The sequence below is a fragment of the Gilliamella sp. M0364 genome (assembly GCF_016100565.1).
GTDB classification, from domain to species: Bacteria; Pseudomonadota; Gammaproteobacteria; order Enterobacterales; family Orbaceae; genus Gilliamella; species Gilliamella apis.
Genome location: NZ_JACFSF010000004.1, coordinates 203,368 through 229,125, shown reverse-complemented (window position 1 = coordinate 229,125; position 25,758 = coordinate 203,368). Strand labels below are relative to the sequence as shown.

Annotated in this window: 26 protein-coding genes; 19 read left to right on the top strand and 7 right to left on the bottom strand. The window is 34.0% G+C overall.

Translation table 11 applies throughout. From position 1 onward, the window contains the following. Nucleotides 1-264 precede the first annotated feature (264 nt). The 11 genes from H3U96_RS11445 to gltP all read left to right on the top strand — a co-directional run bounded on the left by H3U96_RS11445 (nucleotide 265) and on the right by gltP (nucleotide 12,091). Complete coding sequence (locus H3U96_RS11445) at nucleotides 265-441, top strand: YgjV family protein (RefSeq protein WP_199283329.1); 177 nt, start codon at nucleotides 265-267, stop codon at nucleotides 439-441. Between the two features lie 97 nt (nucleotides 442-538). Continuing rightward, a complete protein-coding gene (gene rppH / locus H3U96_RS07710) occupies nucleotides 539-1,111 on the top strand; it encodes an RNA pyrophosphohydrolase (protein WP_065578249.1) in 573 nt (190 codons plus the stop codon). Next, entirely contained in the window at nucleotides 1,108-1,977 is an 870-nt protein-coding gene (gene lgt / locus H3U96_RS07705; RefSeq protein WP_065578250.1) for a prolipoprotein diacylglyceryl transferase, read from the top strand. Before rppH ends, lgt begins: the two co-directional genes overlap by 4 nt. Further along, entirely contained in the window at nucleotides 1,974-2,768 is a 795-nt protein-coding gene (thyA, locus tag H3U96_RS07700) for a thymidylate synthase (protein ID WP_065652097.1), read from the top strand. The genes lgt and thyA overlap by 4 nt, the downstream gene beginning before the upstream one ends. A 237-nt stretch (nucleotides 2,769-3,005) precedes the next feature. Continuing rightward, nucleotides 3,006-3,956 (top strand): Kdo(2)-lipid IV(A) acyltransferase, encoded by a 951-nt coding sequence (locus H3U96_RS07695; protein ID WP_086360579.1) that lies wholly within the window; start codon nucleotides 3,006-3,008, stop codon nucleotides 3,954-3,956. A gap of 52 nt (nucleotides 3,957-4,008) precedes the next feature. Beyond that, nucleotides 4,009-5,082 (top strand): 23S rRNA (cytidine(2498)-2'-O)-methyltransferase RlmM, encoded by a 1,074-nt coding sequence (gene rlmM / locus H3U96_RS07690; RefSeq protein ID WP_086360582.1) that lies wholly within the window; start codon nucleotides 4,009-4,011, stop codon nucleotides 5,080-5,082. Between the two features lie 20 nt (nucleotides 5,083-5,102). Beyond that, nucleotides 5,103-6,971, top strand: a complete 1,869-nt coding sequence (locus tag H3U96_RS07685) for a penicillin-binding protein activator (RefSeq protein WP_165755074.1) — start codon at nucleotides 5,103-5,105, stop codon at nucleotides 6,969-6,971. Next, nucleotides 6,925-7,305: a YraN family protein gene (locus H3U96_RS07680; protein ID WP_198193071.1), complete on the top strand. Its 381-nt coding sequence runs from the start codon at nucleotides 6,925-6,927 to the stop codon at nucleotides 7,303-7,305. Before H3U96_RS07685 ends, H3U96_RS07680 begins: the two co-directional genes overlap by 47 nt. Before the next feature lie 16 nt (nucleotides 7,306-7,321). After that, nucleotides 7,322-7,900 (top strand): SIS domain-containing protein, encoded by a 579-nt coding sequence (locus tag H3U96_RS07675; RefSeq protein ID WP_086354178.1) that lies wholly within the window; start codon nucleotides 7,322-7,324, stop codon nucleotides 7,898-7,900. Between the two features lie 96 nt (nucleotides 7,901-7,996). Next, on the top strand, nucleotides 7,997-10,690 hold the full coding sequence (gyrA, locus tag H3U96_RS07670; RefSeq protein ID WP_198196196.1) for a DNA topoisomerase (ATP-hydrolyzing) subunit A: 2,694 nt from the start codon (nucleotides 7,997-7,999) through the stop codon (nucleotides 10,688-10,690). Between the two features lie 90 nt (nucleotides 10,691-10,780). Continuing rightward, nucleotides 10,781-12,091 (top strand): glutamate/aspartate:proton symporter GltP, encoded by a 1,311-nt coding sequence (gene gltP, locus H3U96_RS07665; RefSeq protein WP_165755077.1) that lies wholly within the window; start codon nucleotides 10,781-10,783, stop codon nucleotides 12,089-12,091. Between the two features lie 129 nt (nucleotides 12,092-12,220). On the opposite strand, the gene rpmG is transcribed toward gltP, so the two are convergent. Together rpmG and rpmB are read right to left on the bottom strand one after the other, a co-directional pair. Next, a complete protein-coding gene (gene rpmG, locus H3U96_RS07660; RefSeq protein WP_034884348.1) occupies nucleotides 12,221-12,388 on the bottom strand; it encodes a 50S ribosomal protein L33 in 168 nt (55 codons plus the stop codon). Between the two features lie 15 nt (nucleotides 12,389-12,403). Then, the gene (rpmB, locus tag H3U96_RS07655; protein ID WP_034884345.1) at nucleotides 12,404-12,640 is read right to left on the bottom strand and encodes a 50S ribosomal protein L28; all 237 of its coding nucleotides are present in this window, start codon (nucleotides 12,638-12,640) and stop codon (nucleotides 12,404-12,406) included. 381 nt (nucleotides 12,641-13,021) lie between these two features. Here rpmB and aroE point away from each other — a divergent pair, with 381 nt between their 5' ends. The 5 genes from aroE (at nucleotide 13,022) to argA (ending at nucleotide 18,077) form a co-directional block, all read left to right on the top strand. Further along, nucleotides 13,022-13,852, top strand: a complete 831-nt coding sequence (gene aroE, locus H3U96_RS07650) for a shikimate dehydrogenase (protein WP_065613781.1) — start codon at nucleotides 13,022-13,024, stop codon at nucleotides 13,850-13,852. A gap of 138 nt (nucleotides 13,853-13,990) precedes the next feature. Next, nucleotides 13,991-14,344, top strand: a complete 354-nt coding sequence (locus tag H3U96_RS07645; protein ID WP_198196194.1) for a DUF1870 family protein — start codon at nucleotides 13,991-13,993, stop codon at nucleotides 14,342-14,344. A 200-nt stretch (nucleotides 14,345-14,544) separates the two neighbouring features. Further along, nucleotides 14,545-15,060: a shikimate kinase AroL gene (gene aroL / locus H3U96_RS07640; protein ID WP_086360576.1), complete on the top strand. Its 516-nt coding sequence runs from the start codon at nucleotides 14,545-14,547 to the stop codon at nucleotides 15,058-15,060. 248 nt (nucleotides 15,061-15,308) lie between these two features. Then, nucleotides 15,309-16,511 (top strand): MFS transporter, encoded by a 1,203-nt coding sequence (locus H3U96_RS07635; RefSeq protein WP_198196192.1) that lies wholly within the window; start codon nucleotides 15,309-15,311, stop codon nucleotides 16,509-16,511. Between the two features lie 237 nt (nucleotides 16,512-16,748). Continuing rightward, complete coding sequence (argA, locus tag H3U96_RS07630; protein WP_198196189.1) at nucleotides 16,749-18,077, top strand: amino-acid N-acetyltransferase; 1,329 nt, start codon at nucleotides 16,749-16,751, stop codon at nucleotides 18,075-18,077. Nucleotides 18,078-18,301: 224 nt separating this feature from the next. On the opposite strand, the gene mutH is transcribed toward argA, so the two are convergent. From mutH to rpiA, 5 genes are all read right to left on the bottom strand, one after another. Continuing rightward, nucleotides 18,302-18,976 (bottom strand): DNA mismatch repair endonuclease MutH, encoded by a 675-nt coding sequence (mutH, locus tag H3U96_RS07625; RefSeq protein ID WP_065578260.1) that lies wholly within the window; start codon nucleotides 18,974-18,976, stop codon nucleotides 18,302-18,304. A gap of 74 nt (nucleotides 18,977-19,050) precedes the next feature. Continuing rightward, on the bottom strand, nucleotides 19,051-19,599 hold the full coding sequence (locus tag H3U96_RS07620; RefSeq protein ID WP_065578261.1) for an NADPH-dependent FMN reductase: 549 nt from the start codon (nucleotides 19,597-19,599) through the stop codon (nucleotides 19,051-19,053). An 81-nt stretch (nucleotides 19,600-19,680) separates the two neighbouring features. Continuing rightward, the gene (locus H3U96_RS07615) at nucleotides 19,681-20,217 is read right to left on the bottom strand and encodes a Dps family protein (RefSeq protein ID WP_065578262.1); all 537 of its coding nucleotides are present in this window, start codon (nucleotides 20,215-20,217) and stop codon (nucleotides 19,681-19,683) included. A gap of 567 nt (nucleotides 20,218-20,784) precedes the next feature. Continuing rightward, nucleotides 20,785-22,026, bottom strand: coding sequence for a phosphoglycerate dehydrogenase (serA, locus tag H3U96_RS07610; protein ID WP_086365142.1), 1,242 nt, complete (start codon nucleotides 22,024-22,026; stop codon nucleotides 20,785-20,787). Nucleotides 22,027-22,095: 69 nt separating this feature from the next. After that, nucleotides 22,096-22,755, bottom strand: coding sequence for a ribose-5-phosphate isomerase RpiA (rpiA, locus tag H3U96_RS07605; protein WP_065613774.1), 660 nt, complete (start codon nucleotides 22,753-22,755; stop codon nucleotides 22,096-22,098). A 211-nt stretch (nucleotides 22,756-22,966) separates the two neighbouring features. On the opposite strand from rpiA, the gene H3U96_RS07600 reads away from it, so the two are divergent. The 3 genes from H3U96_RS07600 to H3U96_RS07590 all read left to right on the top strand — a co-directional run bounded on the left by H3U96_RS07600 (nucleotide 22,967) and on the right by H3U96_RS07590 (nucleotide 25,615). After that, complete coding sequence (locus tag H3U96_RS07600; RefSeq protein WP_065578265.1) at nucleotides 22,967-23,872, top strand: LysR family transcriptional regulator ArgP; 906 nt, start codon at nucleotides 22,967-22,969, stop codon at nucleotides 23,870-23,872. A gap of 82 nt (nucleotides 23,873-23,954) precedes the next feature. Then, nucleotides 23,955-25,025 (top strand): uroporphyrinogen decarboxylase, encoded by a 1,071-nt coding sequence (gene hemE, locus H3U96_RS07595; protein WP_198196187.1) that lies wholly within the window; start codon nucleotides 23,955-23,957, stop codon nucleotides 25,023-25,025. Next, entirely contained in the window at nucleotides 25,022-25,615 is a 594-nt protein-coding gene (locus H3U96_RS07590) for a YjaG family protein (RefSeq protein WP_065652089.1), read from the top strand. The genes hemE and H3U96_RS07590 overlap by 4 nt, the downstream gene beginning before the upstream one ends. Nucleotides 25,616-25,758: the final 143 nt, after the last annotated feature.

The window sequence follows — 25,758 nt, the reverse complement described above, 5'->3', positions numbered from 1 at the left end:
CGAACTCAGAAGTGAAACGCCGTAGTGCCGATGGTAGTGTGGGTATTACCCATGTGAGAGTAGGGTGCCGCCAGACTTTTAAATACACGAGCCCAGCAGCGATGCTGGGCTTTTTTGCATTCTAGGATTAATGTATTTTTGTTAATTATTTTTCAGAGTTATTTCCCTGAATAGTAGACAATGGATAATCTAAATTTTCTGTATCAGTTTTTGGGTTCTGATTTTATTGAAAAATATACAACAATCCCGTAATTAATTGTTAATTTGTATTATTTGGATGTTGAACAACATAATATACGATTGTTAATATTACTAAGTAGTATTTTATGGATAATATATAGCTTATGGATAGGCTCTTTAGATAGTTTAGCTATAGAGGTTACCTTCACGATAATTACTATTATGACAATTATTAAATTATCACCAAAATCGACTGTATGATATTATATTTATTCTATTAGTATCATTTTCCTATTTATTTATTGTTGTATGTATGAAACAATTCAACAATATAAAAATAAATTTTTTGAGGTAGTCAGTGATCGATAATGATGGCTACCGTCCAAATGTAGGAATAGTTATTTGTAACAGGTATGGTCAAGTGCTTTGGGCTCGGCGTTATGGGCAAAACTCTTGGCAATTTCCTCAGGGCGGAATAAAACTTAATGAAACGCCAGAACAGGCAATGTTTCGTGAACTAAATGAAGAAGTAGGATTACTACCTAAAGACGTTAAAATTTTATCGGTTACCAATGGTTGGTTAAGGTATAAATTACCAAAACGTATGATTCGTTGGGATAATCAGCCGGTATGTATCGGTCAAAAACAAAAGTGGTTTTTATTAGAATTAATTTCTGATACGTCAGTTATTAATTTAAATATGTCTTCAACTCCTGAGTTTGATGATTGGAAATGGGTAAGTTATTGGTATCCTATACGACAGGTTATTGCTTTTAAGCGTGATGTATATCGCAAAGCAATGAAGGAGTTTTCTTTGCCTGCATTTACTATACAATCTGAAGTAGAAGAGCCTGTAACAAATCTTTCTAAGAAAAAACGGTTTAACTTCTTTGCTCACAAACGAAAAAACAAACAGCGTATTAAAAAATGAATCAATTTTTACAATTTCCCAATTTTGATCCAATTGCTTTCTCAATCGGACCTATTTCATTACATTGGTATGGTGCAATGTACCTATTTGGTGTGCTTGGTGCTTTGTTTTTAGCTAAACGTCGAGCTAATAAACCCAATAGCAATTGGACATCACAACAAGTTGAAAACCTATTGTTCTGGGGGTTTTTAGGCCTCTTTATTGGTGGGCGATTAGGTTATGTATTATTTTATAATTTTGATGCATTTTGTGAAGATCCCGCTATTCTATTCAGAGTTTGGGAAGGAGGAATGTCTTTCCATGGTGGTTTGATTGGTGCCATTTGTGTTATTGCTATCTTTGCTAAAAAAACACAAAAGACCTTTATGCAAGTAGCTGATTTTGTAGCTCCATTAGTACCGCTTGGTTTAATGTTTGGCCGATTTGGTAATTTTATTAACGGTGAATTGTGGGGCCGAGTAACTAATTCTTCAATCGGTATGTTATTCCCTACTTCATCACATGCTGATTTTATGTTTGTTCAAGCAAATCCGGAATGGTTTTCCTTATACAGCCAATTAAACGGTGTTTTACCTCGTCACCCTTCACAACTTTATGAGATGGTATTTGAAGGTATAGTATTATTTATTATTTTAAATTTATTTATTCGCAAACCTCGTCCAGTTGGTGCAGTCTCAGGACTATTTTTAGTTTGTTATGGCATATTTAGGTTTATAATTGAGTTCTTTAGACAACCCGATGAACAATTAGGATTATTTTTAAATATAATCAGTATGGGACAAATTCTCTGTCTCCCTATGATCATTGGTGGTATCTTGATGCTTTTATATGCATATAGATTTAACAATAAGGCTATTAAAAAATGAAACAGTATTTATCACTAATGCAAAAAATTTTAAACGAAGGAACGGCTAAATCGGATAGAACAGGTACAGGGACTTTATCGATCTTTGGTCATCAAATGCGATTTAATTTGCAAGATGGTTTTCCATTAGTGACCACAAAAAAATGTCATTTACGTTCAATTATCTATGAGTTACTTTGGTTTCTTAAAGGTGATACTAATATTAATTATTTAAAAGATAATAAAGTAACAATTTGGGATGAATGGGCCGATAAAAATGGTGATCTTGGTCCTGTTTATGGCAAACAATGGCGCGCTTGGGGCGCTGCGGATGGTCGACAAATAGATCAAATTTCGCAACTAATCGAACAAATTAAAAATGATCCAGACTCTAGAAGAATGATAGTTTCGGCATGGAATGTTGGTGAGCTTGATCAAATGGCGTTAGCACCTTGTCATGCTCTGTTTCAATTTTATGTAGCTCAAGGTAAGCTGTCATGTCAACTTTATCAACGTTCATGTGACGTATTCTTAGGATTACCATTTAATATTGCTAGTTATTCGTTATTAGTTCATATGATTGCTCAACAATGCGATTTAGAAGTTGGTGATTTTGTTTGGACAGGTGGCGATACCCATTTGTATTCCAATCATATGGAACAAACACATTTACAATTAAGCCGTGAGCCAAAACCATTGCCTAAGCTTGTAATTAAACGCAGACCACCTACAATTTTTGATTATGAATTTGAAGATTTTGAAATTGTTGATTACGATCCTTATCCAGCAATAAAAGCGCCAGTAGCAATTTAAAGCTTAACAAATTTTGAGAAATACTCTTTTAGGGTATATTTTTTCTAAATTATAAGTAAAAATTGATTATTAGAGATTAATCAATTTAATCCTTAATATGTGTTTTTTATGTAATCTTTTAAAACAACTTCATGATAAGAACTTTAGTTATCTTTGATTATTTTATTTTTCTGCCGCATAACTGAAGATATTGGTATATAATGACTAACTTTGTTTAAATGGTTATTTAATCTTAATATGAGTCAAAATCAAGAAATTCATCCTATTTTTACAAAACGATTATTACATCCTCGCTATTGGTTAACCTGGTTTGGCATTTCTATTTTATATTTGATCGTTTTACTGCCATATCCGGTTATTTATCAATTAGGGAAAGGTTTAGGATTACTTTCGATGAAATTAGTTGGCAAGCGTAAAGAGACCGCAAGGCAAAACTTAAAATTATGCTTTCCTGATAAATCTGAACAAGAACGAGATAAAATATTAAGAGATAATTTTATTTCCACAGGACTTGCTATATTTGAAACTGGTATGGCATGGTTCTGGTCCGACAAAAGACTTAAAAAACACTCTTCAATTGAAGGTGATTCACATATCACTCAGATACAACAGTCTGGACAAGGTGTTTTGTTAATTGGTATTCACTTTTTAACGCTAGAACTCGGAGCACGTATTTTAGGTATGAGTCATCCAGGTGTAGGTGTTTATCGACCAAACGACAACCCTGTTATGGATTATGTACAATTAAAAGGGCGTTTAAAATCGAATAAATATATGTTAGATCGCTATAATACTAAAGGCATGATAAGAGCCTTAAAGAATGGTGAACTGCTTTGGTATGCGCCAGATCATGATTATGGTCCTAAGAATAGCGTTTTTGCGCCACTCTTTGCGGTAGAAAAAGCAGCAACGACCATTGGAACTCGAATTTTAGTTAAATTAAGTCAGCCTGCAATTATTCCTTTCACCCCTAAACGAGAAAAGAATGGGCACTATACTGTTTACGTTACACCTGAGCTTAAAGGCTATCCTATAGATGATGATGTGCTAGCGGCTACTTTTATTAACAAAGCGATTGAACACGAAATATTAAAAGCACCAGAACAATATATGTGGTTACATCGACGATTCAAAACTCGACCTAAAGGTGAAGCGCCTTTATATACAAATAAAGTCCAATCAGATTAATTTGATAACTTTATAATATTTTCAAATAATTGAAAGAAAGAATATGCAAAAACTGAACAAAATAATTTTGTATTGTCGACCAGGATTTGAAAAAGAATGTGCAGCAGAAATAACAGATAGAGCCGCACAAAAAGAGATATTTGGATTTGCCAAAGTCAAAGAAAACATCGGTTATGTGATATTTGAATGCTATCAAGATGGTGACGCTCAATTATTGATTAAAGAAATTCCTTTTCGAACACTTATTTTTGCTAGACAAATGTTTGTTGCTGGTGAATTATTGGCTGATTTACCAACAGAAGATCGTATTACGCCAATAATTAATTTTTTATCTGGTATTGTTGATAAAGCTGGTGATTTACGTGTTGAAGTGGCAGATACTAATGAAGGTAAACAATTAGCAGGATTTTGCCGAAAGTTTACTGTTCCACTTCGCCAGGCATTACGTAACAAACGTATTTTGTTAAAAGTACAAAATCCATCTAGACCAGTTATTCATTTATTATTTATCAATAATAATAGCTGTTATGTTGGCTATTCTCTGAGTCAAAATAACTCTCCTTTTTATATGGGTATACCGAGGTTAAAATTTCCATCTGATGCACCAAGTCGTTCAACATTAAAATTGGAAGAAGCTTTTCATATTTTTATTCCTTATGAAGAATGGGATGAACGACTTAAAGGTGGTTTAAACGCTGTTGATTTAGGAGCGTGTCCAGGCGGTTGGACTTATCAATTGGTCAAAAGAAGTATGATGGTATATGCTATAGATAATGGTCCTATGAATGAAAAATTAATGGAAACAGGACAAGTTAAACATTATCGTGAAGATGGCTTTAAATTTATACCTAAAAAGCATAATATTTATTGGTTGGTGTGTGATATGGTTGAAAAACCAGCCAAAGTAACAGAGTTAATAGCTAAATGGCTAATTAATGGTTGGTGTAGAGAGGCAATTTTTAATCTCAAACTACCAATGAAAAAACGTTATGAAGAAGTAAAACAAAATTTACAATTACTAATAGAAGAACTAAATAACAGCCAAATAAATGTACAAATTCAGGCTAAGCAACTTTTTCATGATCGTGAAGAAGTTACTGTACATGTACAGCAAATTTGGGGATGAGAAATTATAAGAGAATGGTTATGAAATTAAAACAATCCTTTTATGCTATTGTTATTTTAGCATTATTTTCACTTTTAGTTGGATGTCATCTTAGCTCATCAAAAAGCGGTAAATACGATGAAACTAAAGACTCCAATTATTATTTGTCGCAGGTAGATACTAGCTCAGGAAGTGCTAAAATCGATTGGCAGTTATTGGCAATAAGAGCATTAATAAACGAGAATAAACTTTCTCAAGCAAATAAATTATTATCTCAACTGCCAGCTAATCTTAATGTAGAACAACAAAAAGACCAATTGTTATCTCAAGGTGAAATAGCAACTAGAAAAGGGCAACCATTTAATCTTAGCCAATTATCTATCGAGAAATTAAATGATTCACAATCATATCGTTATTATTCAATCAAATTAGCCTTAGACAAAAAAGCTAAAAAGATTAATGAACAAGCGAATGATTATTTGTCTTTACAAAAATTTGCACCTGAAAAATTAAAAAAACAAATTTTAAATAATACCTGGAATTTCTTTAGCAAATTATCGACAAATCAACTAAGTAAAATTGCCGTACTTGAAAATGACTTCATATTGAAAGGTTGGATTGATTTAAGTTATACATATCAAAGTAATAATAGACAAATTTCTATTCAAGACGGTGATAGTCCAGAAGTGCTTGAAGCGAAAAATACAAATCGTAAAAATCAACTAAAACAAGCTATTTTGGATTGGGCTGCAAAATATCCCGATCATCCTGCACAAAATATTGTTGCGATTATAACAGGTGAACAAACACTTGCTGTTGATAATGCTAATGCCAAAAAAGTAGCTTTACTATTACCTTTGAATGGATCTTCTCGAATATTTGGTAATACTATTCGTCAAGGATATGTTGATGCAGTTAAGTTCTATCCTCAAGAACCACAACAAAATGTTATTGTTTTAGATACAACGTCAGTACCAATGGATAATTTAATTCAGCAAGCGCAAGAACAAAATGTCGATTTAATCGTTGGTCCATTATTGAAGTCTGAAGTAAGTAAAATAAAGCAGTTAGCACCAAATATCCCAGTTCTAGCATTGAATAAGGTTGATGATGGAACAGTTTCCGCTAACAAAATGTGCTTTTTTGCGTTATCTCCTGAAGATGAAGCAAAGGATGCGGCTGACCATATTTTTGCTCAAAATAAACAAAAGCCATTGTTAGTTATACCACAAAATGACTTGGGTAGGCGTGTAGCCCAAAGCTTTGCTAAGCAATGGTCGCAAATTTCTAATGGCTCACAGGCTTATGTACAATATGTTGGTAATTTAAATACTTTACGCGCCAATATTAATCATAGTAGTGGAATAAGTTTAACCGGTAGTCCGATTGTATTTAATAGTGATGATGGCTCAGCCTCAATGACCTCAAATGGTTCCTCTTCTGGATTTGATGCAATTTATATTTATGCATCTTATGACGAATTAACCTTGATAAAACCAATGCTAGATATGGGGGCGGGTAAGACAGTAGGTAATAGCTCTTCACCAATAGCGCTTTATTCAAGTTCTAAAAGTCATGTGGCAAATGCTTCGAATGACTTTTATTATGATATGAATCAAACGGAATATTCTGACATTCCTTTGATTATTAATTCATCAGAAAAGACAACGGCAGTGATTCCTAGCAATATTCAAAAAGATTATTCTTTAACACGATTATACGCTATGGGAATCGATGCGTGGCGATTAGCTAATCGTTTTAATCAATTAGACTCTTATCAACCTAATTTTTTAGATGGAATGACTGGTAAATTATCAACCAGTAATCAATGTGAAGTGACTCGAACACTTGCATGGCAACAATATGCCTATGTTACATCCCAATCGTCCTCGGAACAGAACGAAAACTAAAGATATCGGCAAGCATTATGAACATATTGCTTGCCAATTTTTAGCCAATCAAGGACTTGTGTTACTTGATCAAAATAGCTTATATCGAATCGGTGAAATTGATTTAGTCATGCGAGATAAGAGTTGTCTTGTTTTTGTTGAAGTTAGATATCGAAAAAATGCTAATTTTGGCGAGGCTGAAATGACTATTTCGCTCACTAAACAAAACAGAATTAAACAGGCTGCTCAACATTGGATGTTAAAAAATAAATTAAATATTGAAGATACAGAGTTTAGGTTTGATGTTTTTGCCATAACGGGAAAAAGTCAAAAATGGATAATTAATGCGTTTTAATGGTCAGGTGAAAAACGTGCAAGATTTAATAAAAAATTATTTTACTGAAAGTATTCAAACTCAAATTGTTATGGCCGAATCTCTAGGCTCTTCAATTGAAAAAGCTGCTAATATTATCGTTGAAGGATTACTTAATGGTAATAAAATTATGGGATGTGGTAATGGCTCAGCTGCCGCAAATATACAAAGTTTTACCTCTCGGTTAATTACCAGTCTTGATATTGAAAGACCAAGTATTCCGGCTATTGCATTAGTATCTGATAATGTATTGTTAAGTGCGATATCTAATCACGAAGAAATCTATGCTCGACAAATTCAAGCTTTAGGGCAACAAGGTGATATCTTAGTTATTTCAACTTGTGAAGGTAATAGCCGTTCGATTATTCGTGCTGTTCAAGAATCCGTAATTAAAGATATGAAAATTGTTGCCTTAACTGCATTTGATGGTGGAGAAGTGATCGGATTACTTGGGCAAAATGATATTGAAATTAGAATTCCATCTTACAAAAAGGTGATGGCCTATGAAATGCATGCAATGATTTTAAACTGTTTAAGCCAATTAATTGAAAATACATTGTTTATTCATGCAGAATAAGATGAAATAAAAATAGTTTTGTTCTGCATTAATAGCGATTTTATGCTATAATTATGAACTATTTTAAGATTTAAGTTAATAAGAGAACCTGGTGTTATGACCGAACTAGCCAAAGAAATAACCCCCGTCAATATTGAAGACGAATTAAAATCCTCTTATCTTGATTATGCGATGTCTGTTATTGTCGGGCGAGCTTTACCTGATGTCCGCGACGGACTCAAACCTGTTCATAGACGGGTTTTATTCGCTATGCATGAAGCTGGATACGACTGGAATAAACCTTACCGAAAATCTGCTCGTGTTGTTGGGGACGTAATCGGTAAATATCATCCACATGGTGATTTGGCTGTTTATGATACTATTGTTCGTATGGCACAACCATTTTCATTACGTTATATGCTTGTTGATGGCCAAGGTAACTTTGGTTCTGTCGATGGTGACTCGGCGGCAGCAATGCGTTATACCGAAATTCGTATGCAAAAGTTTGCCGGTGCATTATTAACTGATTTAGATAAAGAAACAGTAGATTTTTCACCAAACTACGATGGATCAGAAATGATTCCAGACGTGTTGCCAACTCGCATTCCTAATTTATTAATTAATGGTTCGTCAGGTATTGCTGTTGGTATGGCAACCAATATTCCTCCTCATAATCTAGCAGAAGTTATCAATGGTTGCTTAGCATTTATTGAGGATGAAAATATTTCTGTTGATGGATTAATGGAATATATTCATGGTCCAGATTTTCCTACTGCTGCTTTAATTAATGGCCGTAAAGGTATTGAAAATGCGTATCGAACTGGTCGGGGTATTATTTATATTCGTTCAAAGGCGACCATTGAAGTAGATGATCATAGTGGTCGTGAAACGATCATTGTTAATGAGATCCCTTATCAAGTTAATAAGAAAAAACTGATCGAAAAAATAGCTGAGCTAGTTAAAGACAAAAAAGTTGAAGGTATTTCAGCATTGCGTGATGAATCAGATAAAGATGGTATGCGCATTGTTATTGAAATCAAACGTGATGCTGTTGGCGAAGTCGTTTTAAATAATCTTTTCTCATTAACTCAACTACAGGTTTCTTTCGGGATTAATATGGTTGCCTTACATAAAGGTCAACCGAAACTATTAAACTTACGAGAAATGATCGAAGCGTTTGTTCTTCACCGCCGTGAAGTCGTAACGCGTCGAACTATCTATGAACTTCGCAAAGCTCGTGAACGAGCACATGTGTTGGAAGGTTTAGCGATAGCATTGGCTAATATTGATCCTGTTATTGAATTAATTCGTGCTGCGGCGACTCCTTCTGAAGCGAAAGCTAAATTATTATCGCAAGCTTGGCAACTAGGTAATGTTGCGGCAATGCTTGAAAAAGCGGGTAATGATGCCGCTCGTCCTGAAGATTTAGCGCCTGAGTTTGGTATTCGTGATGGCCATTATTATCTTTCTGAAGCTCAAGCCCAAGCAATTTTAGATCTTCGATTACATCGTCTAACAGGACTTGAACACGAGAAAATTCTTGATGAATATAAAGAACTATTAGTTCAAATTGCTGGTTTATTACATATTCTAGCGAGTCCAGAAAGATTAATGGAAGTTATTCGCGAAGAGCTTGAAGCTGTTCGAGATCAATTCCAAGATGCAAGACGAACTGAAATTACAGCAAGTAGTGCGGATATCAATATTGAGGATCTTATTGCTCAAGAAGATGTTGTAGTTACGCTTTCTCATCAAGGTTATGTAAAATACCAACCGTTATCCGATTATGAAGCTCAGCGCCGAGGCGGTAAGGGTAAATCGGCAACGAAAATTAAAGAAGAAGATTTTGTCGAAAAATTATTGGTTGCAAATACTCATGACACGATTCTTTGTTTCTCAAGTCGTGGCAGATTATATTGGATGAAAGTTTATCAATTACCTGAGGCCAGTCGAGGCTCACGTGGTCGTCCAATTATTAATTTATTACCATTGGAAGCAGATGAACGTATTACCGCGATTCTACCTGTTCGTGAATTTGATGATGAGCATTGTGTGTTTATGGCGACAGCTCAAGGTACGGTTAAGAAAACTTCATTAATTGAATTTAGTCGTCCGAGAAGTGGTGGCATTATTGCCATTAACTTACGTGATGATGATGAGTTAATTGGCGTTGATTTAACCAGTAACGAAACAGCAGATATTGTTGATGATGAAGAACTCAATGATGATACTATTATTGATGAGCTTGACGATGGTGATGAAGTCTCACAAATTTCCAATACTGAAGACATTATGTTATTCTCAGCTAATGGTAAAGTTGTACGATTCCCTGCCAATAAAGTCCGTTGTATGGGTAGAACAGCAACAGGTGTTCGAGGTATTAAATTAGAAGGCGATGATAAAGTTGTATCACTTATCGTCCCTCGTGGTAATGGTACAATTTTAACAGCAACTCAAAATGGTTATGGTAAACGTACTGAACAAGAGTTATATCCAACTAAATCAAGAGCAACGAAAGGCGTAATCTCTATTAAAGTGAGTGAACGAAATGGTGCTGTAGTTGGTGCAGTGCAGGTTGAAGAAACCGACCAAATCATGCTAATTACTGATGCTGGAACTTTAGTACGAACTCGAGTATCAGAAGTCAGTGTTGTTGGACGAAACACGCAAGGGGTTACGTTGATCCGAACAGCTGAAAATGAGAAAGTTGTTGGATTACAAAGAATTGCCGAAACAGAGGATGAAGTTGAATCAGAATTATCTTCACAGAGCGAGGATAGTAATAATTCAAATCAAGAATCCGAACAATAATTTTAATTATAAAAAAGGATTAGCCTCACAGACTAATCCTTTTTTATTTTCGAAAATAGTGAAAAGGAATAGAATTACATGTCTTTCTTAATAAAAAAAATCTTAACTAATCTTGCATGGCAAATATTAATTGCCTTGATTTTAGGTGTAGCTGTTGGTGCTTTTCTATATGAACTAGCAGATCCTAATCATGCGTTACATTCATATTACCAATTTTCAATTGTTAATATTTTCCAACCTGCAGGTGATATTTTTATTCGTTTAATTAAGATGATTGTTTTACCAATTATACTTAGTACACTGACATTAGGTATTGCTGGAATTGGTGGCTCTAAACGTTTAGGAACATTAGGATTTAAAACCATTCTTTATTTCGAAATCATTACAACAATTGCTATTTTATTAGGTCTTTTATGGGGTAATGTTTTTGCACCCGGTGCTGGTATTGACTCTTCAACTTTAGCTACAACTGATATTAGTAAATATACTAAAGCAGCTGAAGAGTTAAGTGGCAAACCTCACGGTTTGATTGTCATGATTTTAGACATGATTCCAGCAAATATATTTAAAGCAATGACGGATGGTGCAGTTTTACCGGTTATTTTCTTCTGTGTATTTTTTGGTTTAGGTTTAATGTCTTTACCAGATAAACAACGCGAACCATTTGTGTTCTTCTTGAAAGTAGTTTCAGATACTATGTTTAAAGTGACCAACATGATTATGCGTTATGCGCCAATTGGTGTATTTGCATTAATTACCGTAACTGTTGCTAAATATGGTTTTGCTTCTTTACTACCGCTATTAAAACTGATTCTAACTGTGTATTCCGCAATGATCATTTTTACATTAGTGGTATTAGGTGCAGTTTGTAAACTATGTAAATTCAATATTTTTACTTTATTAAAAATATTGAAGGAAGAATTAGTTATTGCTTTTTCTACAGCAAGTTCAGAAACAGCATTACCAAAAATTATTGAAAAGATGGAAGCCTATGGGGCACCAAAAGCGATCACAAGCTTTGTTATTCCTACTGGATATTCATTCAATCTTGATGGTTCGACATTATACCAAAGTATCACGGTTATCTTCTTAGCACAGTTATTTGGTATGGATTTAAGCATCCTAGATCAAATAATCATTGTAATAACATTAATGATTGCTTCAAAAGGAATTGCTGGAGTACCAGGCGCTTCTATTTTAGTATTATCAGCAACACTTGGTAGTGTTGGTATTCCACTAGAAGGCATCGGTTATATTATGGGTGTTGAACGTATTTTAGATATGGGTAGAACAGTTGTTAATGTTGTTGGTAATGCATTAGCGGCAATTGTTATTGCGCGTTGGGAACATGTCTTTGATGATAAAAAGGCAAGAGCCTATGAGCAAGAATATTTAAAATAGAAATTTACTCTAAAAAGCTTCAGGTAACTGAAGCTTTTTTTATGCATCTAATTTAATAAATTTTATGATGTGATTATTGAAAACATAAAAAAACCCAGCTTAAGCTGGGTTTTTTATTGCTAGATAAAACTATTTAATTTTAGCTTCTTTGTAAACAACATGCTGACGAACAACAGGATCATATTTTTTGATCTCCATTTTTTCAGGCATGGTTCTTTTGTTTTTGCTAGTGGTATAAAAATGACCGGTACCAGCAGAAGAAACTAATCTAATTTTTTCACGTACACCTTTAGCCATGATATGGTTTCCTTATTAGTACTTTTCACCACGGGCACGAAGTTCAGCTAAAACTGCATCAATACCCTTTTTATCGATAGTACGCATACCTTTAGCTGATACACGCAATTTTACAAAACGTTTTTCACTCTCAATCCAGAAACGGTGAGTTTGAAGGTTTGGTAGAAAACGACGTTTAGTAGCATTCATCGCATGAGAACGATTATTTCCCACTAAAGGACCTTTTCCTGTTACTTGGCATACTCGTGACATGTCAATAATTCTCCAAAATTTCTATGCTTAAGCCTAGGGCGTAATATGTTAATGGAATTAACCTCGTCAGGCTTTTAGTTCGCTGCAGTTCTTTTGAGAAGCAGTCTCACCTCTCACACTACACCCATAATAATGAGGTAGCGAAGTATACGCTTTTACAGGTAAATTCTCAAGCATTATCTTATTTATGCACAAAAATAAGTTTCTAATTGAAAAAAATAAATATACCGAGAGTTGTTATTTTTAGCAAAACTATTATATCGTAGTTCATGTTGTGTTGTTCAATATAAAACTATTTAATTTTATAACAAATATGTTTTAATACTATTGAATTCAGATATTATCTGTTAGGCCTAATTTTCTTACTTTCAAGGAGATAGTATGAGTCAGTTCACGCCATACAGTATCTATGGCATTATCGGTTATCCACTAGGGCATAGTATGAGCCCACTTATTCATACAACGTCATTTCAAGATTATGGTATTCCTGCTGTATTGGTGCCATTTCCTACACCACCCGAAGATATTGCTACTTTATTTAAATCAGTAAGATTACTTAATATTCGTGGTTTATGTGTCACTATTCCACATAAGCAAACTATTATTCCTTATTTAGATGAAGTTACCGAACATGTCAAAAAAGCGGGAGCAGCTAACTTAGTTTATTGGGATGGTGACAAACTTTGTGGTGATAACACTGATATTATTGGTTTTATGCAACCATTAGCACAAAAAAAACTACCTGCTGAGTATAAGAAGGTTTTACTACTTGGCGCTGGTGGTGCGGCTAGGGCTGCGGTTGTTGGTTTACAAGACCTTGGTTATCACGACATTACGGTAACGGATATTGTTACTGATCTTCCAGAGGCACTAGCTAAAGAATTTAATCTTAAAACGATTGCATGGGAAGATAGAGATAAAGTAGAAGCGCAAATTATTATCAATTCTACCCCATTAGGTATGCAAGGCAAATTTGAAGATCAGACACCTTACGAACAAGCTTGGTTTAAAGGTAAAGGGATTGCATACGATATTGTATATACACCATACAATACCAAATTTAGACAAGAAGCAGAAAAAGCGGGATGGGAATCGATTTCTGGTCGAGAAATGTTTATTGGTCAAGCAAATGCCCAATTTAAAATTTGGACCGGTAAAGATCTTTCTGAGAAAGCAAAACAAGCTGTAATTGATGCCTTAGCAGGAAAATAAAATTATAAATAGCCTCGCTCTCATTTTATGGGAGCGATATTTTAAGGTTTTAGGTATTTAATCATCATTTTAAATATTTATTAAATCAATAAAGTAATTATGTTTAGTAAATTTAAAATTGATTAAAAAGGAGTAGTTATGACTAATTTAGAATTACAAGCGTATCGCCGTTTTTTAATGTTAAAAGTGTCAGAAGCAAGTGAATATATCGGTAAAACTGATGTCGAAACATGGCGTAAGTGGGAAAACGGTTCATTACCTATTCCTGAAAATGTGGCAATAGCTATGAAAGAATTAAAAGCTTTTCGCCACGAGAAAATAAAATTGATTATAAATAGCATTAATGACCGTGTGGGTAGTAATACCATTCGTTATTTTATGACTTATCCAGAATTCAAAAAAGTTAACCCAGACTTAGATGTGCTGCAATGGCGATTACATCAATCAATTGCCACTGAACTTTATTTTAGAGGATTAGAAAAATTGTGTTAATGACTATGTTTGACACAATAGTCTATGATTAAAATCGAATGTGTAATAAATTATTTACAGTTATTTTTTTATTTATGTTTATTTAAATCATATTGTTATGTTGATATCGAATTAGACTGTAAAAAAATATTGCAAAAAGTTAAATGAGTCTCTAGCATAGATAACTTATTTCCAGATCTGTATATTTAAAAGGACCCACAATGAAGAAAACAATTTTTTTAGTTGGCGCAAGAGCCGCTGGCAAAACAACAATGGGTAAAATGTTAGCTAATAAGTTATGCTTTTCTTTTATTGATACAGATTGTCATCTACTCGAAACAACGCAAAAAACTGTAGCAGAAATTGTCGAAAAAGAGGGATGGGAAGGGTTTCGAGCTAGAGAAAGCCAAGTGCTTATTGAGACAGCTAAACCCAATAGAGTTATTGCAACTGGTGGTGGCATGGTACTAGCTGAGCAAAATCGTCAGTTTATGAAACAGCATGGCACAGTTATTTTTCTCTCAGCTCCTGCAGCGACATTAGCGGCACGTTTGATGAAAGATCCAAATGTTGCCCAGCGACCATCATTAACGGGTATGTCGATATCCGATGAGATGGAAAAAGTGCTTGCTGAACGTTTACCTTTATACCATGATGCCGCTCATCATGTTGTTAATGTTGACCAAGATGAGAATTTAATTCTTACTGAAATATTGGAAAAACTGCAAACTAATTAAATTACCATTTTTTAAATAAAAATTATTTGTTTCGGGATAATGTTAGTACATCAATTTGTAATTTAAACAATCTATACATCATAAATTTATTAATTGTGAATATTCTTGAATTACAGTAAATAAATAGTCTATTAACAGTAAATAATTGATACATATTCCTTTCAGATAGTAGTCAACACTTGTATATTAATTGCGATTGCGTTTTTTTAGTCGCTTAAACTAGTTAAGTTAATATTGGAGTTTTACACATGGATAATCAAAGAGTCAATTCTTATGGGATTGCTGGCTCTATATATGCTAATTACATAATACAAAGTATTGCTTTAATTGTTATTATGCAGTTCGCAGAAGGCATTTCAAAACAGCTTAATACCGATGTAAATGTCGGTCTTGGTTATGTTGCATCAGGAATCGGTATTGGAAAAATTTTATTAATGTTTGTCGGCGGAATGCTATCTGATAAATTTGGACGAAAATTATTTATCTATTTAGGTATGGCTTGTTATATTGTCTTTTTCGTCAGTATGCCATTTTGTCATAATATAGATATTGCGTTTTGTTTAGCTATTGCCATCGGTATAGGTAACTCTTTCTTAGATACAGGGTCTATGCCTGCATTAACTGAATGTTTTCCTCGCTCATCTGGTTCGGCAAGTGTTTTGATTAAAGCCTTTATCTCAATGGGAAGTTTTATTCTGCCACTAATTGTTGGATTATTTTATAAATACGATATCTGGTATGGATGGGCATTTTTTGGTTTTACTGCCTATCTAATTATTAATGCAATCAATTTGCTACCAAAAAGATTTCCACCTAAAGATACCAGAATTAAAGGTAATCAAGGTTCTGATGATTACTTTATTCGTAAACCAAATTTTGCTTTTGAAGGCATTTTATTGATAATTATGGGATTCACAACCACCGCAACCTTTGTGATTATTTGGCAATGGCTACCTGCGATTGCAATTAAAGCGGTTAATATGCCATTAATTGAAGCTAAACAGCTTATTAGCTTTTATAGTTTTGCTTCAATCGTTTCTGTCTTTATCACTGCTTTTATAGTGAAAAAATTCTTGAAACCAATTTATTGTATTTTTATCTTACCTGCAATGTCATCATTGGTTTTATTATTATTTTACTTTGACCTATCGCCATTAATGTGTTTGGTCACCGCAATCGGGATGGGATTTTTTGCAGCCGGGGGTGTTCTACAATTAACCTTAGTTGTGATGCAACAAATGTTTCCAACACGTAAAGGACTTGCTGTGGGTTGTATGTATACTTTAAGTGGCCTGTCTTTCTTTATTATCCCGAGAGTTATCCCCGAATTGGCCAAAATTAATGTTAGTTATGCTATCTTAGCTGATTTGATAATGGCCGTAATGAGTACCCTACTAGGACTGATTGTTTACTGCAGATTTGTTAAAGTTATTGATATGAAGAAGATTTAAATGTGAATCACTCGAATAACTAAAATGATTACTGAGCCGTCTTAATGACGGCTCTTGTCTATAAGCATCGTTAATAAATTAATGTTTTGTCATTTCCTAGCGAATTTAATAAAAGTTTTTTCCTACATCAATATTGAACTTTAGCTTGTTGAACTTATCAAAAAACACTTGCTATTAACTAAAAAATAAATAAAAATACAAAAAATATGAATAAATATTCATTTTGGTGGTGATAAGATGAAAGAAAGAACAACTGAATTGGTTGATGGTTTAAGGCATTCGGTACCTTATATTAATGCTCATCAAGGAAAAACTTTCGTTATTTTATTAACAGGTGCAGTGCTAAAGAGTCATAATTATGCAAGTATTATTAGTGACATTGGTTTATTGCATAGTTTAGGCATTAAATTGGTTATTGTGAATGGTGCTCGTAACCAAATAGATGAATCACTCAAAAGTCATAATATCCAACCTAGATATCATAAAAATACTCGAATTACTGACGCAGCAACTTTAGACATTGTTAAACAGGTAACCGGATTATTACAGCTCAATATAACAGCAAGTTTATCAATGAGCTTAAATAATACGCCTTTACAAGGTGCACATATCAATGTTGTTAGCGGTAATTTTGTTATTGCACAGCCATTAGGTGTTGATGACGGAGTGGATTATTGTCACACCGGGAAAATTCGGCGAATTAATAATGAGGCAATTGATGAACAATTGAACCGAGGATCAATTGTATTATTAGGGCCTGTAGGGGTATCAGTTACTGGTGAAAGTTTTAACTTATCGTCTGAAGATGTTGCCGCTGAAGTTGCTATTCGCCTTAAAGCTGATAAATTAATAAGTTTTTGTGCTGAGCAAGGCGTGCTTGATGAAAACAATCATGTTATTACCGATCTGTTTCCGATTGATGCTGATAATTACGTTAACAACAAAGAGCAAAGTGGTAAGCATTTATCTAGTGAAGCGCGTTTTTTACGTGCTGCATCAAAAGCATGTCGCAATGGTGTGCGTCGTAGCCATTTAGTCAGTTATCTAGTGGATGGTTCTATTCTGCAGGAACTATTTTCTCGTGATGGTATTGGAACTCAAGTGTCAATGGAACATTCAGAACAAGTCCGTACTGCAACGATAAATGATATCGGTGGTATTTTAGAATTAATCCGTCCACTTGAAGAACAAGGTATTTTGGTTAAACGCTCAAGAGAACAGTTAGAAATTGAAATTGACAAATTTACCATTATTGAGCGTGATAATATGACGATTGGCTGTGCAGCTCTTTATCCATATCCGGAAGAAAAAATGGGCGAAATGGCTTGTGTAGCGATTCATCCTCAATACCGAAACTCATTACGCGGTGATCTATTATTAGAAAAAATTGCAGAAACGGCTCACAATTTGGGGTTAGAAAAGATCTTTGTGTTGACTACTCGTAGTATTCACTGGTTTCGTGAAAAAGGCTTTAATCCAGCTGAAGTCGATGACCTGCCTATTAAAAAGAAACAACTTTATAATTATCAAAGAAATTCGAAAATTTTAATGTTTGATTTAGTTTAACTATATCGAGTTTAAAAAGTCCAATTTATTCGAGTTGGACTTTTTTATTTTAACTAAATATAAGATGGCCTAATTATTAATTTGAGGTAAACGATCGCTATATCAATAAGCTATCAATATGTTTATATGCAGAAGATAAAAAATTGTTTATGGAAGAAATAGTATTTTGAAAATAGAAAAGATAAGCAAGATTTAAGGGGGATGAATACTATTGTTGGCTCACTTTAAATATAACAATTAGCATTTTGCAGAATTTGTAATGTAAATGATTTTTTTAAATAAAACCCTCTTGGACGTGTTAATATAATTTGGCCATTTTCACCAATAGCTTCAGTTAAAGCTTTTCCATTAGCAGCTTTAGGACGGATCTGTAAATAAGTACCATAACGGGCAGTAATCTTTTCAACCTGACCAAGTACAATCATATCCATCAACTCTTGCCAATCTTGTTTAAGTTGTTGCTCTTGTTGTTCAGTTGGTGTCCATAATATGGGGTGGCCAACTTTTCTCTGGGCTAGGGGTATACTTCGTTCTCCTTCAATAGGGATCCACAGAACTTTACTTAGTTTATATTTCACATGGCTTGTTTCCCAAATTACACCATGATTAGCCATTAAAGGAAGGACACTGACAAAAGTGGTTTCAAGTGGTTTACCTTGTTTATTAACTGGAATGGTTTTTAATTCGATACCTAAATTAGCAAAATCACGTTCGGCTTTACTACCCGCATTAGCGCCTAAAAAAGTTTCAATTAAATTACCTACCCACCCTTTTTGCTTATTAAGATTAGCTGGAATAGCAATATTTAAATAGTTAGCTATCTCACCGAAACTATAACCTGCAGCGAGTCTGGCTCGGTTTAATAATTCTTGTTCATTGCAAGGTTGGAAATTTTTCATTTAATCTGTTTTAAATAACTTTAATCATATCCACAACTCATTATATTGGCTGTGGATATTAAAATAAATCATTATTAACTTAGTTTTTCAACCCAATTAGCATAACTATTAATGATCAATGAAAGAAATGCTTTAGTTTTTTCACTAATATTACCATTTTCATCAAAAGCACTGTTAATATTACCAATATAAGCTTCTGGTTGTTGTAAAGTTGGCATATCAAGAAAGACCAGTGATTGTCGCAACTGGTGATTGGCACCGAAACCACCAATAGCACCTTGTGATACCGAAACTACCGCAGCTGGTTTTTGTGACCAAACACTTTTACCATAAGGGCGAGAACCCACATCTAAAGCATTTTTAATCACTGCCGGCAAGCCTCGATTATACTCTGGTGTCACAAATATAACACCATCACAATTGGCAATTTGTTGACGAAAACGTTCATAAGATTTTGGTGGCGTATCTACATCAATATCTTCGTTATAAAACGGTAAATCGCCAATTTCAATAATATTTAAAGAAAGTGATTGTGGAGCGATCTGTTGTAATACTTTTGCGACTTTTAAATTGTAGGAATCTTTACGTAAGCTACCCACAAGTACAGCAATTTTTTTACTCATTTGTAATTCTCCCTTACTCAAACGATAAAGAGACACAATATGTGTCTCTTATTCGGGATGATCACTCATAGCCACTAGATTTTAGTGACCAGAAGAGTCCAATTTACGGCCTGTTTCAAATAAGAACCATGCGCGTTTTTCAGTTTGATCTATCCATTCTTCAATTAAACTTGCTGTTGCCGAGTCATTATATTTATCACAAATATCATGGGCTACACGCATACGAGTAGTAAGTTTAATATTATCTTGGCAGAGTTCAGCTATCATATCTGATGGTTCAACAAAATCAGCATCGTTATCAGAGATACTCTGTAATTTTGAAATATGACCAATTGAACGTAGAGTTGTACCGCCTAATTTTCGGACACGTTCAGCAATTGGATCTGTCATTGCAAATAACTCTTCTCCATGATCATCTAACATTAAATGATAATCACGAAAATGAGGACCACTTACATGCCAATGAAAGTTTTTGGTTTTTAAATATAACGCAAATACATCTGCTAATACAGAGTTCATGGCACCGGAAATATCTTTTGATGCCTTTTGACCTAAATCAGTTGGAAACAAAATAGCTGCTTGTTGTAGCTTTTTTGCCGAAGTCGTACTTTTAGCCATATTAGATTCTCCTATTAATTGAAAAGTAAAATAACTTTGTAATACCAAATTACGCCAACTTATCAGTAAAAAACAGTCATTGTTAACTATTGCTGTTATATCAATAATCTATGAATAAATTAGCTAAAAAATATTTACCAAAAATTTAAAAAGAAATTTCAAAATAATGATTAAATTTTCAAACTATGATCAAATTAAAGTCATTTTAAATCATTTATAGCATCAATGTTTTTATCAATTAGATGACTTACTTTAACTCTGAATGACAATCTTGACTGATGCTCTATCTACTATTTTTAAAAATCTAAAACCACGAGATAAGTTAAATATTTATAAAATATAAATCAAAAAATTTGAGGAAAGGGGTTTTTTAGCCTGAAATTATTGGTTAAATTTGGTAACGCAACCTATAACTTTATTATTATATTAAAATTGCTCTAATCGTTACCAGTCTTTTTACTGAATAGCACTACGGAATTTTCGAGTATATGATTATTTGGATGGTCGTTATTAGTGTTATGTAATCTCTTAAATAATAACGACCAAAATCATTTTTAACGATAAAAATTAAAATAATAATCTTGCTCGAATAGTACCTGCTACACTTTTCAGCTTAATTAATAATTCTTCGGCTTTATTTTGTTCAACTCTATCAATATCAATAACAACATAACCTATTTTAGCATCAGTTTGTAGATATTGGGCAGAAATATTTAGACCTTGTTCAGCAAATAATGTATTGATAGCCGTTAATACCCCTGGTTGATTATGGTGAATATTGATAAAACGGCTTGAACCTTTTGCTGGAATCGGTAATGAAGCTTCAGGGAAGTTAACCGCTGAAAGGGTTGCACCAGTATCAGAATATTTCGCTAATTTGGTTGCAACCTCAATACCAATATTTTCTTGAGCTTCACTGGTTGAACCGCCAATATGAGGGGTAATAATAACATTATCAAATTTACATAAAGGTGATTCAAAAGGATCATTATTGGTAGCGGGTTCTGTTGGGAAAACATCAATTGCTGCACCATTTAGTTTATTGGTTTCTAATGCTTGTGTTAGCGCCTTGATATCAATCACGGTACCACGTGATGCGTTGAGCAATATTGCACCTGTTTTCATCATATCGATTTCAGGTTGGCTAATCATTTTAATTGTGGTTGGATTTTCTGGAACATGCATACTGACAATATCACTCATAGCAAGTAATTCCCGCATTGTTGGAATTTGTTTAGCATTTCCTAATGGCAATTTAGTTTCAATATCATAAAAATAGACATTCATTCCTAATGATTCAGCTAATACACTCAACTGGCTACCTATATGACCATAACCAATGATACCTAAATTTTTTCCTCGGGCTTCGTGCGAACCTGTGGCAAGTTTATTCCATTTACCCTGATGAGCTTTAGCATTAGCTTCAGGTACTCGGCGAAGTAATAATATTGCTTCAGCTAATACCAGTTCTGCCACAGAGCGAGTATTTGAAAATGGCGCATTAAAAACTGGAATTCCTTTAACCGTCGCTGCGTCAAGTTCAACTTGATTAGTGCCAATACAAAAGCAACCAATACCGGCTAATTTTGGTGCGGCATCGATGATGTCCTTAGTTAAATGGGTTCTGGAACGAATACCAATAAATCTGGCATCTTTTAAAGCTGTTTCCAGCTCAGATTTCGATAGTGCGCCTTTATGATACTCAATGTTGTTAAAGCCCGCTGATTTAAGTGTTTCAACTGCACTAGGGTGGATACCTTCAAGTAATAGAAACTTATTTTCATCTTTCGTTAATGCCTGAACAACCATTTATTCCTCTCTATGCTTAATATTTTAATTGATTGCAAATACAAAATTATCCATCAAAAATGTAATTTTTTATTTTATTAATTCTTTTACACCAGAACTAGTACCGACTAAAGCGATATCGGCCCCTTTATTGGCAAATAATCCAACAGTAACTACCCCAGCAATGCTGTTAATACGATTTTCCAATTCCATTGGTTTGGCAATAACAAGGTCATGAACGTCTAAAATAACATTACCATTATCGGTTATAACACCTTGGCGATAAATTGGTTTTCCACCAAGTTTGAACAATTCTCTAGCAACATAAGAACGAGCCATAGGTATCACTTCTACTGGTAGAGGAAATTTGCCAAGGACATCGACAACTTTAGATTCATCAACGATACAAACAAATTGTTTAGCTAAAGCTGATACAATTTTTTCACGAGTTAACGCGGCTCCACCTCCTTTAATCATTTGCATATGATGATTAATTTCATCGGCACCATCGACATATATATCTAAACTATCAACTTCATTGCAGTCTAATACGGGTATTCCATAGCTTTTTAATTTTTCAGTTGATACTTCTGAACTAGAGACAGTTCCTTTTATCTGATCTTTTATTGTCGCAAGTGCATCAATAAAATGCGCCGCAGTAGACCCTGTTCCTACGCCAACTAATGAATCAGGCTTAACATATTTTAGCGCTGACCAGCCTACAGCCTTTTTTAGTTCATCTTGTGTCATGATATCACCGTATGTAAATATGATTTTGATCAAAAAAAATTTAAAATTTTAAAAGCAAAATTGTTCAATATATGGCATAGTAACCAATTGGAAAGCAAAAATCATTAGTATTTTAAGAAAATCTATAAAGTTTTAGATCGATTTCAAATTTTTTGCAAAATAAAAATAGCTTGAATGACCAAGCAAAGATCAAATCATTAGTAAAGAGATTATGAAGCGTCCAGATTATAGAGCATTACAAGCATTAGATGCAGTGATAAAAGAACGAGGATTTGAACGAGCGGCCGATAAATTGTGTATAACACAACCAGCGGTTTCGCAACGTATTAAGCAATTAGAAAGCTTTTTTGGTCAGCAACTATTAGTACGAACTATTCCTCCAAAAGCAACCAAGCAAGGTGAACATCTTCTCGGATTATTGCATCAAGTTGAATTATTAGAGCAGCAATGGTTAGGTGATAATGAACAAAATACTACACCATTGTCATTATCAATTGCTATTAATGCCGATTCTTTAGCGACATGGTTTTTACCTGCATTAAAACCAGTTCTCGATAAAAATATTTTACGTTTTGATATTCAAGTTAAAGATGAAGAGCATACCTTAGAGCTTTTACGCTTAGGTACTGTTGTAGCTGCAATTAGTATTCAACCAAATCCTTTACCAGGATGCTTATCAGATTTATTAGGCGCATTAGATTATATCTTTGTTGCTTCGCCCGAATTTGCAAAAAAATATTTTCCGAATGGGGTAACCCGTTCATCGCTTTTAAAAGCACCAGCGGTCGCTTTTGATCACTTAGATGATATGCATCAAGCCTTTTTACAGGAAAATTTTAATTTGACACCAGGCAGTGTAATTTGCCATATCACTAGTTCGTCAGAAGCTTTTGTTCAGTTAGCTAAACAAGGTTCTGCATGTTGTATGATTCCTATGTTACAAGTTGAGCAAGAGTTAAAAACAGGCGAATTAGTTAATTTAACTGAAGGTTTATTCCAAAGGCGAATGCTGTATTGGCATCGCTTTGCTCCTGAAAGTAGTGTAATGCAAAATATCTCCGAAACATTAATTCGTTATGCGCAGCGAATATTATCTCAGCCAGCGGAACGAAAATAACTGCTGCATAAACTATTTATAGCTAACTAACTTGTTGCTTTAACTATTTTATTAGCAACTAGCAAATTTATAGAACTAAAAGATGAGCCAATTGAAAAACGATCGTTACTTACGCGCATTACAGTGTTTGCCGGTAGATTACACGCCAGTTTGGATGATGCGTCAAGCTGGTCGCTATTTGCCTGAATATCGACAGCTTAGAGCAAAAGCTGGTGATTTTATGACAATGTGTCAAACGCCAGAACTCGCATGTGAAGTGACTTTACAACCGTTGCGACGCTTTGAACTTGATGCCGCAATTATCTTTTCTGACATCTTAACCATTCCTGATGCTATGGGACTTGGATTATATTTTGAAGCTGGTGAAGGTCCAAAATTTGAAAAAACAATTTCTAGTTTGGTAGATATAGAACAATTGCCAATACCCGATCCAGAACTATCACTTAAATATGTGATGGATGCTATTCGTTTAACTAAGCAAGAGTTAGCCGGTAAAGTCCCCTTAATTGGCTTTTCTGGTAGTCCATGGACATTAGCCACTTATATGATTGAAGGTGGTAGTAGTAAAGCTTTTACAAAAATAAAGAAAATGCTTTATTGTGAACCAAAAGCGTTACATCTATTATTGGAAAAATTGGCTAATAGTGTGGCACTGTATCTAAATGCACAAATTGATGCCGGTGCGCAAGCGATTATGATATTTGATACTTGGGGTGGGGTACTTAGCCATCAGAGTTATCGTGAATTTTCTTTGCATTATATGCAATTAATTCTTTCGCAATTAAAGCGTGGTAAGAAAAGTGACAATATTACTTCTTATGTCCCTGTTACGCTATTTACTAAAGGGGGCGGTTTATGGTTGGATACAATTTGTCAATCAGGAAGTGATGCAATAGGTGTTGATTGGACAGTGGATTTGAATCTAATTGCTCAAAAGGGTAATATTGCAGTACAAGGTAATCTAGATCCTTCAATATTGTACGCTAACAGAGAAACCATAGAGTCTCAAGTTGAATCGGTGCTGACTGATTTTGGCTACTATAATGGCCATATTTTTAATCTAGGGCATGGTATTAATCAAGATACCCCAATTGAGCATGTACAATATTTAGTTAATGCAGTACATCAACAGTCCAAAAGGTTCCATTTATGATTAAAAATCCAGTTCAATTGAGAATAGCAAAGCTAGCTGTGTGGCAACAGCGTTTATTTATGATTTGTTTATGTGAACGAATGTATCCAAACTATGTTTATTATTGCCGTTTACAACAAGATGAACAATCAGCTGTTGGCTATAAAAAAATTCTTGATTTAATCTGGGAGTCATTATTAGTAGAAAATGTTAAAATCAATTTTGATTTACAACTTGAAAAACTGGAATTGATAATTCCAATCCTCAACGAGGATAGTCCGTATATGGTTTATCCTGCTATTGATGCTTGTCAGGCGCTGAGCGAGATTTTACATTCTTATATCAGTGGTGAAATAGTCGAACATTCGGCTAAAGTGAGTAGTATATCGGCTACTACAGTGGCTGAATTTGAAATGACTAAGGATAATATTGAACTTTCGGAGCAAGAACAATCGCAATTACCTAGTGTTGTTGAAGAATTTGACTTACAATGGGATATTTTTCGATTATTAAGTAATGAAAACAATGAAATGGTTGATCTAATTAAAGGCCTAAAGGAAGATATAAGATTGACTAAAACGAGCAATATTGGTGTTTTTTTGAGCAATTAAGTCGCTTACGGAGTGATTTTTTTAATTTTTATTAAATTTTTCTTTAACATTACACAAATATAGACTACATTTAACAACAATGTAATCTGAATAATGTTTACAGAAGCAAAATTAAGTGATTAACTTTGCTAAAAAATGTTAAC

Coding starts and splice junctions, on each gene's coding strand:
- lgt (WP_065578250.1), top strand. CDS start 1,108: ATGAATCAATTTTTACAATTTCCCAATTTTGATCCAATTGCTTTCTCA.
- thyA (WP_065652097.1), top strand. CDS start 1,974: ATGAAACAGTATTTATCACTAATGCAAAAAATTTTAAACGAAGGAACG.
- H3U96_RS07695 (WP_086360579.1), top strand. CDS start 3,006: ATGAGTCAAAATCAAGAAATTCATCCTATTTTTACAAAACGATTATTA.
- H3U96_RS07685 (WP_165755074.1), top strand. CDS start 5,103: ATGAAATTAAAACAATCCTTTTATGCTATTGTTATTTTAGCATTATTT.
- H3U96_RS07680 (WP_198193071.1), top strand. CDS start 6,925: ATGCCTATGTTACATCCCAATCGTCCTCGGAACAGAACGAAAACTAAA.
- gyrA (WP_198196196.1), top strand. CDS start 7,997: ATGACCGAACTAGCCAAAGAAATAACCCCCGTCAATATTGAAGACGAA.
- rpmG (WP_034884348.1), bottom strand. CDS start 12,388: ATGGCTAAAGGTGTACGTGAAAAAATTAGATTAGTTTCTTCTGCTGGT.
- rpmB (WP_034884345.1), bottom strand. CDS start 12,640: ATGTCACGAGTATGCCAAGTAACAGGAAAAGGTCCTTTAGTGGGAAAT.
- aroE (WP_065613781.1), top strand. CDS start 13,022: ATGAGTCAGTTCACGCCATACAGTATCTATGGCATTATCGGTTATCCA.
- H3U96_RS07645 (WP_198196194.1), top strand. CDS start 13,991: ATGACTAATTTAGAATTACAAGCGTATCGCCGTTTTTTAATGTTAAAA.
- aroL (WP_086360576.1), top strand. CDS start 14,545: ATGAAGAAAACAATTTTTTTAGTTGGCGCAAGAGCCGCTGGCAAAACA.
- H3U96_RS07635 (WP_198196192.1), top strand. CDS start 15,309: ATGGATAATCAAAGAGTCAATTCTTATGGGATTGCTGGCTCTATATAT.
- argA (WP_198196189.1), top strand. CDS start 16,749: ATGAAAGAAAGAACAACTGAATTGGTTGATGGTTTAAGGCATTCGGTA.
- mutH (WP_065578260.1), bottom strand. CDS start 18,976: ATGAAAAATTTCCAACCTTGCAATGAACAAGAATTATTAAACCGAGCC.
- H3U96_RS07620 (WP_065578261.1), bottom strand. CDS start 19,599: ATGAGTAAAAAAATTGCTGTACTTGTGGGTAGCTTACGTAAAGATTCC.
- H3U96_RS07615 (WP_065578262.1), bottom strand. CDS start 20,217: ATGGCTAAAAGTACGACTTCGGCAAAAAAGCTACAACAAGCAGCTATT.
- serA (WP_086365142.1), bottom strand. CDS start 22,026: ATGGTTGTTCAGGCATTAACGAAAGATGAAAATAAGTTTCTATTACTT.
- rpiA (WP_065613774.1), bottom strand. CDS start 22,755: ATGACACAAGATGAACTAAAAAAGGCTGTAGGCTGGTCAGCGCTAAAA.
- H3U96_RS07600 (WP_065578265.1), top strand. CDS start 22,967: ATGAAGCGTCCAGATTATAGAGCATTACAAGCATTAGATGCAGTGATA.
- hemE (WP_198196187.1), top strand. CDS start 23,955: ATGAGCCAATTGAAAAACGATCGTTACTTACGCGCATTACAGTGTTTG.
- H3U96_RS07590 (WP_065652089.1), top strand. CDS start 25,022: ATGATTAAAAATCCAGTTCAATTGAGAATAGCAAAGCTAGCTGTGTGG.